The sequence below is a fragment of the Psychrobacter sp. CMS30 genome, from assembly GCF_904846565.1.
GTDB lineage: Bacteria > Pseudomonadota > Gammaproteobacteria > Pseudomonadales > Moraxellaceae > Psychrobacter > Psychrobacter maritimus.
Window position 1 is genome coordinate 101,932 of sequence record NZ_CAJHBF010000008.1, and the last position, 16,551, is coordinate 118,482.

The following is a 16,551-nucleotide window of genomic DNA, read 5'->3' on the forward strand; positions in this document are numbered from 1 at the left end:
AAAGAAATGTTGTTACTTAACTGGTATTATTCAGCCCCACGTGGCTGTAATTTGCTAGCCAGCGACCACGCCATATCTGCGCGTAATAGCTGAGCCTGTTCAGACTTACCGCTACTCAGCGATGACCACTGCGGTTTGCCACGGGCTTTTTTGAGCTCACTTGGCAATTTATGTGTCGGCCATGGCGTGACGGTGTTGCTTTCGTCATCTAACGACTGTTCAATACTGGATTTCTCACCTTTATACAGCAATTGCGTGGCATCAGTTGCCGCATGACCACGATGACGCAGGGCGGTGAGTAAATCTATCGCACGAGTGGCGAGCAAGGTTAGGGGCGATATACAAACGTTTTACCCCAGTGATTCTATCAGCGATGCTACTGGTATTAGACAATAGCCCACCTGCGATACCACCTATCGCGGCACCCAATCCCAACGTCGTGCCTAATGCTGCCGCATCAATACCCAAGCCTAATAGTGCGCCCGCTGCGGCGCCAGATGTGGTGCGAATACCATAGCCTTTCAGCAGTTCAGGGTCAAAAGGATCTTGCTGATACGCTTGTAATTCAAGTGGGGTTGCTGCCACGGCATTATCATAAAACTTATATAAATTGAGTAGGTTGTGCTGCATCGCCCGTTCACTTTGTCTAACGGCCTCTTGCATTTGTTCCAATACGGGCATTGGGTCATCATCTTCACTAATCTCGCGCACAAATGATGCAACATTTAACAAAAAATCCGCAATAATGATATTGGCCTCATCATAGAGTTGCGCCCAGTTCTCCGTACGGCGTACCATCAATTGCTCAAGCATCTCCGAGTGAGTGAGCATGGTGGCGAGATTTTGCCATAGGCGCATTTCATCTGCAAATTCAAACGCCACTGAATCAAAACGGGTCGAGATGTGCAGATTACGTCTGGCTAGCATCGTTTGCCAGTCATCGATATTGGCATCCTGACTGTCCGTAAAGTTGAATACCGGCATGACAGGTATCGCGGCCCACGATAAAATAGCCAGCTCGTCTTTGTACTTACCGAGTACTGGCTCACGCGCATCGACGACATAAATGGCCATATCACTTGCCAGCAACTGACGGATAACTTTGGCTTCTTGGCTATAGTCCTCATTGCTAATTAACGCATCACCACCTTGGGCAATGTCTGCTGCCAAAAACTGCTGCAGGCGCTCAATACCATCACGGCGGCTGGCCGTATTGTCTTCCAGCCAATCCATCAGCCCTGAGGCGTCCTCTAGACCAGGGGTGTCATATAGTATGACCAAATCTTCACCGGTTTGGCTGTCTGTTAGTTTGGCTTGCTCCACATGACGCGTGGTTGCAGCTTCGTTCTTGACCTCACCAAAATAGACATCACGTAATAGTGTGCGCAGGATAGAGGTCTTACCCGTATTGGTATGACCAACGACTGCTAATTTCAGCGCTTCGCCACTGGCTATCGTCGTTTTTTTGCTAGAGCGCGCTGTCAGGTTTTCAGATTCATCAGTTAAGTCCGATGATGCTGTTGCCTCTGGGTTCATTAGGTTGCTGCTAGGGTCGTCTTTTAGTGCCTTGTCAGCAAATAAACCGATGGGTTGACCATTGGTCTTATTATTATCCATCTTATGATTCCATATCATTTGTATAAAAGCTATTGAGTAAAGCTAAGGACATAACGCTACTTAGTGTCCACCAGACCAATTTTTCGCGCAGAGAGAGCGGTTTGCCACTGTTGATAGCGAACATCCTGATTTCCCGCCACCTGCTCCGATGTTTGCTTTTTTAAATCTGCCGTACTTGAAACAGCGTTATTTGAAATATCAGCATTAATATTAATATCATTGTTCAAGCTAGTATCACCAAGCAGTTGTACGATGAGCCCATCTGTCGCATGTTCTGCGATACGATCGAGTTTACGTAGGGTGCCACGGTCAGGCAGCGCTTTACTATGAATCCCTAATAACACCTGCACTGGGTGCTTATCAAGATAGCTTGTCAAGCGATCCATATCATCGCGGTCATCAACGATACCGAAATCCTCTATCTCACTATTATCATTAATATTGGCATCAAGACCCTCAAGCCACCAGTTATCCTGCTCTGATGGGTATTCGAGTAAAGCCACCAATTTCTTGCCAGTACTGACCATCGCTTTTGGGGCGATAGGAGCGGGCGCTTCCTTAAAATCATCAGCATCAACCACATGACGCTGCCAAAAATTCAAAATCTTTTGATAATAAGGCTGCTTGATATCCAAACGCATCTTTTTACGACGGAACATCAACGCGCAAAACGCCCAAGCGATTGCTCTTGGTACAATACCGTACATCAGCAGACTACCAACCAATAAGCCTGCCCATTGACGCGCGACAGACAGCGGCATCGCATCGGTTACCAAACGACTCTGAACGATAGCGGTACTGTCTGGCACACCAAACCCTACCATGCTTGGCAGCCAGCCGAGTATCTGAGTCAACGTGATAAGCGCCTGATCTGATAGTAGTGTCGATTCCCAGCTAAAACTGTACTGACGCACAATCAATAAAAACACAATCGCCAGCAGCATACCAGTCAAGGTAGCAAGCCATAACTGATGGCTAAAGCGCCCCAAATACCAACGCATACCGCTGTGCTGTAATTGACGCTCGTACAGGTCAACTGCCGCCTTAGTCACATCATCTTTGCCACGGATGAGATAGCTAGGACTGACAAAATTGGCAAACCAATTCGAGGACTGCTTGCCTTGATTGATTAGCGTCATCACTAGCCAGCCTAAGAGCATAACGGTATGAAAGCCAAGCAGACAGACGAGCACATAAAAGAAATTAACCACATTGGTCTGAAGTAGGGTAAACAATCCCAAAAACCCTGAGATGCACCACACCACGCTCATAACCACCATGATGCCCTTTATGCGACCGTCAATCTTACCGAGCACACGTGCCAGCGCACCGTTACTATCAATACGCGAGGCGCGGCGATGCAATTTTTGGATAGGTTTTCCATCCTCACCTTGCAGTTTTTCAGTAATCAGTAGCGGGTCAGTAGCAAAAACATGCTGCTGCGTCTCAAGCGTACGTACCAGCTCAGTCAATTGGTCTTGGGGTGATAGCATAGTGCGATGATATCCCTATAAAAGCGTTGGTTAAAAAGTATAAGTATGATTTTATTATGTCAATGCTTACTTAAAAATGTTGAGTATTCTACCCATTAGTGATTATTGTAGCTCATATAGCGCAGCGATAACTTCTATTATTCTTAGCGTTTTATCATAGTAAATGTAAAGTAAATGCGCCAAAATGGATTCAGGTGAGTAATAGATAATAATACAGAGAGCAATAAGGAAGACCTTGTGAATAATAAGAATTATTTAATTATTGGCGGCACCGGTGGTATTGGTCAGGCGATTGTGAAAGAGCTATTACAACGGATTGCTAATGAACAAAGTGAACAAAGTGATGGAAATATAAGGGTATACGCCACTTATCACAAAAGTCAGCCTGACTTTGCGGCAGATAATTTGTATTGGATATCGATGGATGTGAGCGATGAGGGTAGTATCGAACAAGCCATTGCTGATATTAAGCAGCAAACTGCCCATATCGACTGGGTGATTAACTGCGTCGGCTTATTACATACAGCACACAATCAGCCAGAAAAAGCGCTACGACAACTGGAGACGGACTTCTTTTTGCAGAGTATGCAGATCAATGCCTTAGCCAGTCTACTGATTGCCAAGCATATCAGGCCATTACTGGCAAAATCTGAACGTGACGCCGACAGGCCTGCTATTTTTGCGACCATATCAGCCCGTGTAGGCAGTATTAGTGATAATCAGTTGGGCGGTTGGTATAGCTACCGTATGAGTAAAGCGGCGCTAAATATGGGTATGAAGAATTTGAGCATCGAATGGAGTCGGTCGCTAAAGGATGTCTGCGTGGTCGTCATGCAGCCAGGTACGGTTGATACCCAGTTATCTTCACCTTTTCAGGGCAATGTGGCTGACGAAAAGCTGTTCTCGCCAGCCTATAGCGCCGAGCGTTTACTGGAAGTGCTCGATAGTATGAGCGCTGCCCAATCTGGCAGTTTTGTCGATTGGGCAGGTGAGTCCATAGCTTGGTAAAGGATTGGTAAAAACACTATTAATAAAAGCAAAAAAGGCGCTGAATTATTTATGTGCTTTAAAACTAATTAGCGACGAATAAATTCATAAACTCATTGACCGGTGTTTCCTCTAAGCGGCTTTGATCATCACATAGAGCGAAAATATCCGCACAGCGACTGTCAATAAAACGCGTTGCCAAACTGGCTCGGAACTTTGCTTCTAATACAGGGATGCCTTCAGCGCGGCGGCGTTTATGGCCAATCGGGTATTCGACAGCGACTTTATCAGTACTACTGCCATCTTTAAAGAATATTTGAATGGCATTGGCAATCGAGCGTTTGCTTGGGTCATGATAATCTTTTGAATAATCGGTATCCTCTACGACAACCATCTTACGACGCAACTCATCAATTAAGATATGATGCTGTTCATGATAGTCGTCTTCGTAATTTTCTGCCATCAAGTCGCCCGTTAATAAAGGCACGGCGACCATATATTGCAGACAATGATCACGATCGGCAGGATTATCAAGCGAGCCTTCTTTAGAAATGATTCGAATGGCTGAATCATGGGTAGTTAGGACGATTTTTTCGATCTCATCAATCCTATCGTCGATACGCGGATGCAGAATGACAGCTGCTTCACAGGCAGTTTGTGCGTGGAACTCAGCAGGGAAGCTTATCTTAAATAAGATATTTTCCATCACATAACTGCCGAACTCGCGTTGGAAGGTAAAGCGACGCTCACTTTCGGGTTTGAGTGCCAAGTCTTTATTGGTATGGCTAAATAAGACATCATAAAAGCCCCATTGCGGCGCAGTAAGTGCTCCCGGGATACCCATCTCGCCGCGGCGGGTGATATCGACCAAGCGTACTGCACGACTGGTGGCGTCACCTGCCGCCCAAGACTTACGGCTACCAGCATTTGGCGCATGGCGATAGGTACGTAATGCTTGACCATCGACAATCGCTTGCGAGATGGCTGCCATGATGCGCTCGCGTGGTAATTTATAGAGTTTAGCGACCACTGCTGTCGAGGCGAGCTTTACTAGGAAGACATGATCGAGCCCGACACGGTTAAATGAATTATCTAAGGCAAGAATGCCTTGAATCTCATGCGCCATAATCATCGCTTCTAACACGTCGCGCATGGTGAGCGCAGCACAACCTTGGCTGACGTTCTGCTGACTGATATAGTCCGCCACAGCCAAAATCCCGCCTAAATTGTCCGAAGGATGACCCCATTCGGCAGCAAGCCATGTATCGTTATAATCAAGCCAGCGCACCATACAGCCGATATCAAAAGCGGCTTTGATAGGGTCAAGTCTATGGGAAGTACCAGGGACGCGCGCGCCGTTAGGGGTTATTTGGTCGGCGCAATCGGGTCCTAGGTGCTTGGTACATTCAGGAAAGCGCAATGCCAGTAGTCCGCAGCCTAGCGTATCCATCAGGCAGTAGCGGGCGGTATTCCAAGCATCAGCGCTATTAGGCGAGTCGTTATCGATAGAGTAATTGAGCACGTAATCGGCAATTTTTTGAATCTCATCGTCGTACTCTGGACGAATATTGCTCTCTACGGTGGCATTTTGAGTGTTAGACATAATCGTTACCCCTTCCTTGAGTCAAATATTTGAGCGATCAATAAATCTAACTTATTTACTAAGCGATTTATTCATCAACCATCCATCAAAAATAACATACTCGATATCGAACAACAGTGAAGTCGTGTAAGACTGTTTTATCGTTTAATAATTTTTGATGAATCTATTCAAGGTAAAGGTAAAAAGACGCGCGGCCATCAAATCATGAGATAAACCAAGCCGACAATGAATAAAAGCGCCAGTATCAAGAGTAAAAAGCTGAGGATGCTACTTACCATCCCTGAGCTTTCTTTTTTTACTTTTACTTTTTTAATGACGGGCAAAGCCATGGTGACATGCTCAAGGCCGTCTTCAAGATAGCGCTCACCTTCAGCAATAAAGCCGAGTGACTCGTAGAAGTTTAGCAAGTAGGTCTGGGCGGAGATAATAATGGTTTTTTTACCATATTTTTTACGGCAGTATTTGATGGCTTCAAGCATCATTTGACGGGCAACGCCATTGCCGCGGTGCTCTGCTAGCACCAAAACTCTGCCAATCGCAGGTATGGGACCTGAAGGGTTAACCGAGGATCTTTTGTGATTAAATTGCGGCGGGATAATGCGGCAATAGCCAATCAAGGCTTCATTTTGATGGGCGACCAGATGTAAGCAATCAAAATCTACCTCGTCCATATCTTGATATGGGCAGTTTTGCTCGACCACAAATACTTGTGAGCGGGCTTTTAAAATATGGTAAAGATCAACGGTGGTCAGCTCATCAAAGGTTTTTATAGAAAATTCACAAGTCATAGTCAAATAGCTTCTAACGATTTAAAGGGCGTTCATAGGGTAACAATATAAATTCTAAACATTCTAAATATAGCAATAATGCATCAAAGACTGAGCATTATAACGATTTCGCCCTGCATTAACTATTTAAGGTTTGACTGATTTTATCTAAATTCAAACTATCAGACATGGCATTGAATATCTCATAGTATTTACCGTGATTGGCATAAAGCTCGTCGTGCGTGCCAGTCTCCATCACTCGGCCATTTTCAATCACCACCAAATCATCGGCATCGATAATTTGCGAGATATTATGCGAGACTATAATTACGGTACGGTCTTTTTTAATTAGATCTAAGCTGTGTTTAATCTGCTGGGTGGCGATGGCATCAAGGCTGGCGGTTGGTTCATCCAAAAATACAATAGGTGGGTCTTTTAAAAACATACGTGCCAGCGCAATACGCTGCTGCTGACCACCAGAAAGCAGTTTGGCCTCACTTTCATAACCTTCAGGCATGCCAAGGATTTGCTCATGAATAGAGGCTTGTTTGGCAGCGTCGATAATCTCTTTATCGGTGGCATCCATTGCGCCATAACGAATGTTGTCAGCAATGGTCCCTGAGAAAATATGGTTTTTTTGTAGCACCAAGCCGATTTGTTCACGCAAGTTATGGGTGCTGTAGTCTTCTAGATTGCGACCATCAAGACAAATAGTGCCGCTACTGGGGTCATAGAATTTAACCAATAAATTAATAATGGTGCTTTTACCTGCGCCACTTAACCCAACCAAAGCGGTAATGCGATTGGGATAAATATTAAAACTCACATCATGCAGCGCCTGCTTACCATTGGGATAGGAGAAATTGACATCTTTTAGCTCAATATGACCTTTTAAATCGGTGCATTTGACTTTACCTTCGTTTTCAATCGCTTGGTCGTCGTCCAAGATATCAAAGAAGCCTTCCGCATAAGTGAGTGCGTTATTGATTTGGTCATAGATACGGTGCAATTCGCGAATGGGGGCGGCGACGTTTTGAAACAGTAAGATATGAAACATAATCGCGCCAATGGTCATCTGCCCATTGAGCACAAAATACGAGGTCAAAACAATAATGACGACCACGCCGATTTGCTCGATAAAGGTTTTGCCAGCGTTATACATAAACGCGATACTGCGGATACGTAGCTGATTGGCGGTCATATCCTTTTGGATTTCCCAGTGCTTATCGGACTCAATCGGCTCACGAACAAACGACTTAATAACGGTGATAGAGTCAATAATCGAGATTACCAAACCGCTTTTGGTCTCACGGTATTGGCGCATTTGTTTGCGGAATCCTTGCAAACGGTTGGCTTGGCGCTGACTGACAAAAAAGTAAATTGGCACGATAACCAAACCGACCATACCGACCCAAAAATTGGCATTAAACATAATGATTAATGACACGATGGCACTGGCAAACAGCGGCAGCATGTCAATAAAGAAGTTTTGCACCAGTTGCGTGAGGCTGCTGACACCCAAATCAATACGGGTTTGCAGCTTACCACTGGCGTTCTCATCACTGGTATAAAACGCCATTTTATAAGACAAAATACGGTCGACCACTTTTTGAGACAAATCACGCGATAAGTTAATACGAATACGCTCACCAAAGTAGCGCTGACCAAAGGTGATGATGACGTTTAGTATCCCTTTCACCAATAAAATCACACTAATCAGCGTGAGTAGTCTTATACCTTCTACCCGTGGGTCGGGCAAATCGACAATATTGGTCAAAGTGTCAATGGTATATTGCAAGACAAAGGCATTAACCTGCGCGGTAAACGACCCTAATACCGTTAATATCAAGGTTAAAATGAACAGCCCGCGATAGGGCCTTGCAAACTCTCCCAGCCTTTTTAGGATAGACCATAGCAAAGCCCCCGTTCTGCTTTCTTAGTGGGAGGCTTATTATCTAAAGGAACACGGCGTGACTGGGGACGGGTTGTCATAAAAACTTAGCTCATTGATTTGGATATTTCACTAAATTATATTTACATTAAATATTAAATATTAAATATTAAATATTAAATATTAAATATTAAATATTAAATATTAAATTTAAGTTTGGTATTATGTGGAGATATTCTTTGTTATCTTTTGGTGAACGCCGTTTGAAAATACTTCCTTATATCTTGATTAGCCTATTAGGAGGTGCCATTGTTCCGCTCCAGCTGGCTATTGTCAACGCTTTTCGAGAAAGTACGCAAGCCTCTCAAATCCAATCTACCTTTTATTTATACTTAGGAGGTGCATTGGCTTCTTTAGTGCTGTCCTATATGATGAGTGGTGGTATCAAACCGCCAATAATTGAAAATGCGACATGGTGGATGTGGTTACCAGGATTCTTGGGCAGCTTTTATATCTTGTTTATGTTTATTGCCGCGCCAAAGATAGGCGCAGGTAATACATTGCTCTGGGTTTTTCTAGGACAAATGTATTTTGCCTTGATTCTAAGCCAGACTGGGTTGTTTGGCTTAGAGGTCAAAACGATAGATATCTATAAAATTGCTGGTTTAGCCTTAGTCACTTTAGGCGGGATGTTAATGATATACGGTGAGAGTAAAATTAGCGGTTAAAAACTATCCGCTGGCACAAAAACTTCACCAACCATAATTCGGCGAGCAGAGCGGCTCATGGATACTTTTTTAGCTTGCCAGCGACCAGCGACTTGCTCGGTTTTACCACCAACTAAAAGCGTTCCTGATGGATGCCCAAAGCGCACTTCACCTAATTCGCTACCACCAGCTGCTTCATTGACCAATGTACCTTGGGTGGTCGCTGCTGCGGCAATCGCCACCGCTGCTGTACCCATCATCGCATGATGCAATTGCCCCATACTCATGGCGCGTACCACTAAGTCAATCTCATTCGCCTCAACTGCTTTGCCACTTGAGGCGCTATAGCTTTGTGCAGGGGCAACCCAAGCAATTTTTGGGATATGCTGACTGGCTTGCGCTTCAGAGACGTCTTTAAATAAGCCCATTGCAACGCCACCTTTAGCACGGATTGCCTCTAACTTAGCTAAGGTTTCGCTATTACTATTGATATCACCTTGCAGCTCCGTACCAGTAAAACCCAAATCTTCTGCTTTCATAAAAATAGTTGGGATACCTGCGCTGATAAAGGTCGCTTTGACGCTATCGGTATTTAGACCACAACCAGCGACATCAAAATCATCGATTAGATTGTTGGTCGGGAACATGTCACTAGAAGAATCAACCGGGTCGATAAATTCGATTTTGACTTCGGCAGCAGGGAAGGTCACACCATCTAGTTCAAAATCGCCGGTTTCTTGCACTTGTACTTTGCCTTGTGCGTCTAAGTAAACAGGCACATGAGCGATAATGGTTTTACTAATATTCTCTTGCCAAATACGCACTTCGCAAATGCCATTACTCGTATTATCACTGACACTAGCTTTCACTTTAGCCGCGTCAATCAAGCCCATATTAATCGCACAAGCGCCAACCGCAGCGGTTAAATTACCACAATTTCCCGCCCAATCAATCATAGGCTTGGCGATATTGACCTGTCCAAACAAGTAGTTCACATCGTGGTCTGTCTTATCAGACTCAGATAAGATGACGGTCTTAGAAGTGCTAGAGCTACCATTGCCCAAGCCGTCAATTTGCTTACCATAAGGATCAGGGCTACCGATAACACGTAGCAGGAAATTATCGCGCGCCTTGCCAGCAATTTGGCAGCGCTCAGGTAAATCTGATAATTTAAAGAAAGTACCTTTTGAAGTACCGCCGCGCATATAGGTGGCAGGGACAGAGACTTGTGGGGCAAATTTTGGTGTATTTTTTAAAGGTGTATGTTGTGAAGTTGATTGGGTCATTAGGGGAAATCCTTTAATTAATTATCTAATATTATTTTCAAAAGTATGGTTAAAAGTAATGATTAAGGTTTACCGAGTGAGTTTACGCCACCAGTAGAATTGACTGAGGCTATACTCAGACCAGTGAGCGTGCGCTTAATATCAATAACATCATGCGTTTTACTGCTGATTGAGCCTAGCGTATTCATTTGAACATCGTTGATTTCATCATAGCTCACATGAGCCTTAGACCATGGGAAACCTGTCTTCACTGTTAGATTTTCGAGGTGACCTGAGGTATTGGCTTGTAGGACAGTAAGTGCTGCCTGAGATTGTTTTATATAGCCACATATCTCATTTTTACCACCTTCTACTTCCCAAGCGCCGTTACCGGTATCGTGATTAATAGATACTTCGACATCATCGCTATAGTTATCACAAGCGGCTACCGGATCTTGCATAGCTAAGGCGTTATGCTCAGCTAAAAACTTTTCTACATTATTTGATGATAAAAGGTAGTAACTTTGACCAAGATAAAGGACAACACACGCAATAAATAATTTGAACCAGCTCATAACAACCTCTCTTAATAGGAAAATATAAATCGTTATTATGCCGAATTTCCTAATAATTGTTGAATAATTTACAAGCTTTTTGATGTCGTGGTTGTCAGTTGATAATAGGATGGCAATTATTAAAAAACCGATGCCGTATAATTTATACAACATCGGCTCTTTAATTATTTAACACTCATGACACTTACGCAATATCTAGCGTGCCATCGATAAATTCTTTGGCAAAGCGCTGTAACATACCGCCTGCGTTGTACATTTTGACTTCATCAGCGGTATCTAAACGGCAGATAACAGGTGCTTTATCAACGGTGCCGTCTTTACGATGAATCACTAGCGTCATCTCGCCGCCAGCAGACACTTCGCCTTCGATATCGAATACTTCGGTGCCATCGATATTTAGAGTATTACGATTGACACCTTCTTTAAACTGCAAAGGTAGTGCGCCCATACCGACCAAGTTTTGACGATGGATACGTTCAAAATCTTCTGCGACCACCACTTCTACGCCAGCCAGACGTACACCTTTGGCAGCCCAGTCACGGCTTGAGCCTTGACCATAGCCGTCACCTGCGATGATGATTAGCGGCTGCTCGCGGTTCATATAGGTTTCAATCGCTTCCCACATGCGCATGACCTGACCTTCTGGCTCTACTCTAGCTAATGAGCCTTGGATAACGTCACCTTTTTCATCGCGTACCATCTCATTTAGCAATTTAGGGTTGGCAAAGGTTGCACGTTGGGCGGTTAAATGGTCGCCGCGATGGGTCGCATAAGAGTTATAATCTTCTGCTGGCAGACCCATAGTATCAAGGTACTCGCCAGCTGCTGAGTCACCCAAAATCGCATTAGACGGTGATAAATGGTCAGTGGTGATGTTATCACCCAATACCGCCAATGGACGCATGCCTTTTAGCTTATTCATCGCGGCCATCTTGCCTTCCCAATACGGCGGACGACGGATATAAGTGGTCTGCTCGCGCCAGTCATAGAGTGGGCTTAATGCTTTTCCGGTGTCTTTTTTGGCTTCATCAAACATTGGGATATAAACGGCATTAAATTGCTCAGGCTTCACCGCTTTGGCAACGATAGCATCAACTTCGTCATCATCAAACCAGATGTCTTTTAGATAAACGTCATTGCCGTCTTGGTCTTTACCCAACGAGTCTTTTTCGATATCAAAGCGGATATTACCGGCGATAGCATAGGCAATAACGAGTGGTGGCGACGCTAAAAACGCTTGCTTGGCATACGGGTGGATACGACCATCAAAGTTACGGTTGCCAGATAGTACCGCGGTGGTAAATAGGTCACGCTCGATGATTTCTTGCTCAATCTTAGGATCAAGTGCGCCACTCATACCATTACAGGTAGTACAAGCAAAGCCAACCACGTCAAAGCCGATTTCTTGTAGCTCAGGCATCAGACCGGCTTCTTCTAGGTACATTTTGACAGTTTTTGAGCCGGGTGCTAATGACGATTTCACCCAAGGCTTACGCAATAAGCCTTTCTTATTAGCATTACGGGCGACAAGACCAGCAGCAACCATATTGCGCGGGTTAGACGTATTGGTACAACTGGTAATCGCGGCAATAATCACCGCGCCATCTGGCATTAAGCCATCTTTTGGTTCAGGTAATTTATCACCCTCACCGTGAGCAATGCCTTTCGCAACCAAGTCTGTGGTTGAAACACGCGCATGCGGACGTGAAGGGCCTGCCATGTTACGGACAACAGCCGATAAATCAAATTCAAGCACACGGTCATAAGCTGCATTTTCCATGCCGTCAGCCCATAGACCGGGTTGCTTAGCGTATTGCTCAACCAATTTAATTTGAGCCTCAGAACGACCCGTTAGGCGTAGATAATCGATGGTTTGCTCATCGATATAGAACATCGCTGCGGTAGCGCCATATTCTGGGGTCATGTTTGAGATAGAAGCACGGTCACCAACGCTCAGTTGGCGTGCACCTTCACCGAAGAATTCGATATAAGTAGAGACTACGCCTGCATCACGCAAGAACTCGGTCATCGCCAGTACCAAATCGGTACCAGTAATGCCTTTTTGCAACTTGCCGGTTAATTTAACACCAACGTAATCTGGCAGGCGCATATAAGACGGGTTGCCTAGCATGACGCTCTCAGCTTCAAGCCCGCCAACACCGATTGAAATCACACCCAATGCATCAACCATCGGGGTATGGCTATCAGTACCAACCAAAGTATCGGCAAATGCGACTTGTTCACCAGCTTTATTTTGTACTACTTGTACAACCGGCGACATTTTTTCTAGGTTGATTTGGTGCATGATGCCGTTACCGGGCGGTACGACGTTGACGTTATCAAAGGCATACTGACACCAGTTGATAAAGTGGAAACGGTCATCGTTACGGCGCTCTTCGATAGCACGGTTTTTCTCAAAAGCGTTCTCTTCAAAGCCTGCATGCTCAACGGCTAGTGAATGGTCAACAATCAATTGTGTTGGAACGATAGGATTCACTTTTGATGGGTCACCGCCTTGCTCAGCGATGGCGTCACGTAGACCAGCCAAATCAACAAACGCAGTCTGACCTAGGATGTCATGACAAACGACGCGAGCAGGGTACCACGGAAAATCTAAGTCTTGCTTGCCTTCGATATGTTGCTTGAGCGCTGCGGTTAAGTCTTCTGGTGGGCAGCGGCGTACCAAGTTTTCACACAATACTTTTGAGCAGAACGGTAGCTTGTCATACGCGCCAGCTTCGATGTTTTCGATGGCTTCACGGGTATCAAAGTAATATAAATCTGTGCCAGGTAATGGCTTTTTAAAGGGTTCATTCATCGGTTGTACAAGGGCGTTGTCCATAAGTCACCTTTAGCTGTTGGCTGGTTGCAATGTTGCAATGAGGGCTACTCGTAAAAGAGTTTTTGATAATTTTGATAAAAAGAGCGGTTCTTTTAGCAAAGCATTATCTAGCGTTGATGATTAAGCGCTAAAAATCAGCTTTACTAAAAAAACGAGGTTCATTAGAAAAATATAGCTAAGCGCATGATAAGTAATTGTAGGATGTGCCCTACGCATTAATAAGACAGCACACCCTACAAACCTTCTATATCGCGAAAAGTTAACGCGCACTCATCTCTGGTACTGGACGCAATTCTTCACCGGTATATTCCGCACTTGGGCGAATGATACGGTTATTCGCACGTTGCTCAAACACGTGTGCGGCCCAGCCTGTTAGACGCGAGCAAACAAAGATTGGCGTGAACAGTTTGGTTGGAATACCCATAAAGTGATAGGCAGAGGCATGGAAGAAATCGGCGTTACAGAAGAGTTTTTTCTCGCGCCACATGACTTCTTCACAGCGAACTGAAACAGGATAAAGCACTTCATCACCAACATCGGCGGCCAGTTTTTCAGCCCAACCTTTAATAACGACGTTACGTGGGTCTGATTCGCTATAGATAGCATGACCAAAGCCCATGATTTTGTCTTTACGCGCCAGCATTGCCATCATCTCAGACTCTGCTTGATCAGGAGAGGTAAAGCCTTCAATCATATCCATCGCCGCTTCATTGGCGCCGCCATGCAAGTGACCGCGTAATGAGCCAATCGCGCCGGTGATACAAGAATGGATATCAGATAGGGTAGAGGCACACACACGCGCAGTAAAGGTAGAGGCGTTAAACTCATGCTCAGCATAAAGAATCAGTGAGACGTTCATTACCTTGGTATGCAGCTCGTTTGGTTTTTCACCTTTAAGCAGATGTAAGAAATGACCGCCAATCGTATCATCGTCGGTTTCGGTTTCGATACGCACATTGTCATGGGTAAAGCGATACCAGTAATTGATGATTGATGGGAATACCGCCAGCATACGGTCGGTTTTATCGTTCTCTTGTGAGAAGTCAGTTTCCATCTCAAGGTTACCAAGCATCGAGCAACCGGTACGTAATACATCCATCGGATGGGCGTCCGCAGGAATACGCTCAAGCACATCTTTTAATGCTTGAGGTAAGCCACGTAAACCTTTCAATTTAGTTTGATAAGCATCAAGCTCGCTTTGGGTTGGCAAGTTGCCGTATAGAAGCAAGTAGGCCACTTCTTCAAAGATGCATTTGTCAGCCAGCTCTGATACATCATAACCACGATAAGTCAGACCTGAGCCTGATTTACCAACCGTTGATAATGAAGTCTTGCCAGCGACTTGACCACGTAGACCTGCGCCTGAAAGTTCTTTCTGTGCTGCCATGCTTAAATTCCTTTTATAGGTAGCTTTTTTTAGAAAGCATTAATAAGGGTTTCGGTATTATCAAATAGCCATCAATAAAACTGAATACCAATGATTTTACTAAGATGTTCACTGATGGCTTATTTGCATGTTTCTTGATTATCTTTACTTATTTACTATCGGCAAATAATTTATCGAGCGTTCGCTCAAACTCATGATAGTTTAAGAAGTCATAAAGCTCCATACGGGTTTGCATGGTATCGACGACTTTTTCTTGCGTGCCATCATCAAGCAGATGCTGATAAACGTTTAATGCCGCTTTACTCATCGCACGAAACGCTGACAATGGATAAAGAACCATATCAACCCCAACTGCATATAACTGTTCGGTAGTATAAAGGTCGGTTTGACCAAACTCAGTCATATTGGCAAGGACTGGAATATCGAGTACATCGGTAAACTTACGGTACATCTCGATATCCGTCAATGCTTCGGCAAAAATCATATCAGCACCAGCTTCTTGGAAAGCAACCGCGCGCTCAACCGCTGCATCAAGACCTTCAACAGATAGGGCGTCTGTACGAGCCATAACCACAAAGTCTTTATCCGTTTTTGCATCAAGTGCCGCTTTTAGGCGATCAACCATCTCAGAGATACTCACGATTTCTTTATTTGGGCGATGACCACAGCGTTTTTGCGCGACTTGGTCTTCGATATGTACGGCGGCAACGCCTGCTTTTTCCATTTTCTTAATGGTTTGGGCGATGTTAAATGCGCCGCCAAAGCCGGTGTCGATATCGACCAATAATGGTGTATCAACCGCATCGGTAATACGGCGTGCATCTTCTAAAACATTATCAAGGCTGGTCATACCCAAGTCCGGCAGACCAAATGAGGCATTGGCCACGCCAGCACCAGAGAGATACAAAGCTTGATGACCGACTTGGGTTGCCATCATCGCCGTATAGGCGTTAATCGCGCCAGCAATCTGTAGCGGTTGGTTGTTATCGTTTTTTTGTTTCATTGCACTGCGAAAGCGAGCGCCTGCTGATAAAGTCATGTCGTAGTCCTTACGTGGAGGGATAATCTTATTAATATGAGGCAAGGTGTCATTGTTGTGCCTGATTATACCCAATTATCCATGATTACAAAGCGGTGTTTTATATCAACTCATTAGTAATAATTAATATAATTAGTAGTATAGTTAAATTAATTCATATTATGAATAGCTATATCCAATTTTTAGAGATTTACTGAGATTACTATTCATATTGCTAAAGTTAAAAAATCTTCGCCATACTATTATTTACATTTAGTTACAAATAGCTTGGTTTTTTAATCTGCTTATGCCTTTGGCAATAAATAATAAATGAGAGGACTTATAAATAAAAAGCCCTGATAGCTAAGCTAAAAGGGCTTTTATGATAAAAGGCTTTCT

11 protein-coding genes and 1 pseudogene are annotated in these 16,551 nt (G+C 44.4%); 2 read left to right on the forward strand and 10 right to left on the reverse strand.

Annotation, left to right across the window (positions count from 1 at the left end):
* Positions 1-26 precede the first annotated feature (26 nt).
* Together JMX94_RS06080 and JMX94_RS06085 are read right to left on the reverse strand one after the other, a co-directional pair.
* Positions 27-1,470: pseudogene (locus JMX94_RS06080) on the reverse strand (DUF3482 domain-containing protein); the annotation flags it as partial.
* 203 nt (positions 1,471-1,673) lie between these two features.
* Positions 1,674-3,110 carry a DUF2868 domain-containing protein gene (locus JMX94_RS06085; protein ID WP_201564142.1) on the reverse strand — a complete coding sequence of 479 codons (1,437 nt, stop codon included), beginning with the start codon at positions 3,108-3,110 and terminating at the stop codon, positions 1,674-1,676.
* A gap of 237 nt (positions 3,111-3,347) precedes the next feature.
* Here JMX94_RS06085 and JMX94_RS06090 point away from each other — a divergent pair, with 237 nt between their 5' ends.
* A complete protein-coding gene (locus tag JMX94_RS06090; RefSeq protein ID WP_201564144.1) occupies positions 3,348-4,118 on the forward strand; it encodes an SDR family oxidoreductase in 771 nt (256 codons plus the stop codon).
* A gap of 64 nt (positions 4,119-4,182) precedes the next feature.
* Here JMX94_RS06090 and JMX94_RS06095 read toward each other — a convergent pair whose 3' ends face one another.
* The 3 genes from JMX94_RS06095 to JMX94_RS06105 all read right to left on the reverse strand — a co-directional run bounded on the left by JMX94_RS06095 (position 4,183) and on the right by JMX94_RS06105 (position 8,385).
* Positions 4,183-5,700 carry a bifunctional 2-methylcitrate dehydratase/aconitate hydratase gene (locus tag JMX94_RS06095; protein ID WP_201564146.1) on the reverse strand — a complete coding sequence of 506 codons (1,518 nt, stop codon included), beginning with the start codon at positions 5,698-5,700 and terminating at the stop codon, positions 4,183-4,185.
* 197 nt (positions 5,701-5,897) lie between these two features.
* Positions 5,898-6,488 (reverse strand): GNAT family N-acetyltransferase, encoded by a 591-nt coding sequence (locus JMX94_RS06100; protein ID WP_201564148.1) that lies wholly within the window; start codon positions 6,486-6,488, stop codon positions 5,898-5,900.
* Between the two features lie 118 nt (positions 6,489-6,606).
* Positions 6,607-8,385: an ABC transporter ATP-binding protein gene (locus JMX94_RS06105; RefSeq protein ID WP_201564150.1), complete on the reverse strand. Its 1,779-nt coding sequence runs from the start codon at positions 8,383-8,385 to the stop codon at positions 6,607-6,609.
* Positions 8,386-8,621: 236 nt separating this feature from the next.
* Between JMX94_RS06105 and JMX94_RS06110 the strand changes: the two genes are divergently transcribed.
* Complete coding sequence (locus tag JMX94_RS06110; RefSeq protein ID WP_201564197.1) at positions 8,622-9,086, forward strand: DMT family transporter; 465 nt, start codon at positions 8,622-8,624, stop codon at positions 9,084-9,086.
* Here JMX94_RS06110 and prpF read toward each other — a convergent pair.
* The 5 genes from prpF to prpB all read right to left on the reverse strand — a co-directional run bounded on the left by prpF (position 9,083) and on the right by prpB (position 16,173).
* Complete coding sequence (gene prpF, locus JMX94_RS06115; RefSeq protein WP_201564152.1) at positions 9,083-10,351, reverse strand: 2-methylaconitate cis-trans isomerase PrpF; 1,269 nt, start codon at positions 10,349-10,351, stop codon at positions 9,083-9,085. The two genes, JMX94_RS06110 and prpF, sit on opposite strands and share 4 nt — an antisense overlap.
* A gap of 62 nt (positions 10,352-10,413) precedes the next feature.
* Complete coding sequence (locus tag JMX94_RS06120) at positions 10,414-10,905, reverse strand: hypothetical protein (protein ID WP_201564154.1); 492 nt, start codon at positions 10,903-10,905, stop codon at positions 10,414-10,416.
* A gap of 184 nt (positions 10,906-11,089) precedes the next feature.
* A complete protein-coding gene (gene acnD, locus JMX94_RS06125) occupies positions 11,090-13,723 on the reverse strand; it encodes a Fe/S-dependent 2-methylisocitrate dehydratase AcnD (RefSeq protein WP_201564199.1) in 2,634 nt (877 codons plus the stop codon).
* 283 nt (positions 13,724-14,006) lie between these two features.
* Positions 14,007-15,134: a 2-methylcitrate synthase gene (prpC, locus tag JMX94_RS06130; protein ID WP_193031173.1), complete on the reverse strand. Its 1,128-nt coding sequence runs from the start codon at positions 15,132-15,134 to the stop codon at positions 14,007-14,009.
* Between the two features lie 148 nt (positions 15,135-15,282).
* Positions 15,283-16,173 carry a methylisocitrate lyase gene (gene prpB / locus JMX94_RS06135; RefSeq protein ID WP_201564156.1) on the reverse strand — a complete coding sequence of 297 codons (891 nt, stop codon included), beginning with the start codon at positions 16,171-16,173 and terminating at the stop codon, positions 15,283-15,285.
* Positions 16,174-16,551: the final 378 nt, after the last annotated feature.

Bases quoted from the DNA above. Each gene is read 5' to 3' on its own strand.
- JMX94_RS06085 (WP_201564142.1), bottom strand. From the start codon at position 3,110: ATGCTATCACCCCAAGACCAATTGACTGAGCTGGTACGTACGCTTGAG.
- JMX94_RS06095 (WP_201564146.1), bottom strand. From the start codon at position 5,700: ATGTCTAACACTCAAAATGCCACCGTAGAGAGCAATATTCGTCCAGAG.
- JMX94_RS06100 (WP_201564148.1), bottom strand. From the start codon at position 6,488: ATGACTTGTGAATTTTCTATAAAAACCTTTGATGAGCTGACCACCGTT.
- prpF (WP_201564152.1), bottom strand. From the start codon at position 10,351: ATGACCCAATCAACTTCACAACATACACCTTTAAAAAATACACCAAAA.
- JMX94_RS06120 (WP_201564154.1), bottom strand. From the start codon at position 10,905: ATGAGCTGGTTCAAATTATTTATTGCGTGTGTTGTCCTTTATCTTGGT.
- acnD (WP_201564199.1), bottom strand. From the start codon at position 13,723: ATGAATGAACCCTTTAAAAAGCCATTACCTGGCACAGATTTATATTAC.
- prpC (WP_193031173.1), bottom strand. From the start codon at position 15,134: ATGGCAGCACAGAAAGAACTTTCAGGCGCAGGTCTACGTGGTCAAGTC.
- prpB (WP_201564156.1), bottom strand. From the start codon at position 16,173: ATGACTTTATCAGCAGGCGCTCGCTTTCGCAGTGCAATGAAACAAAAA.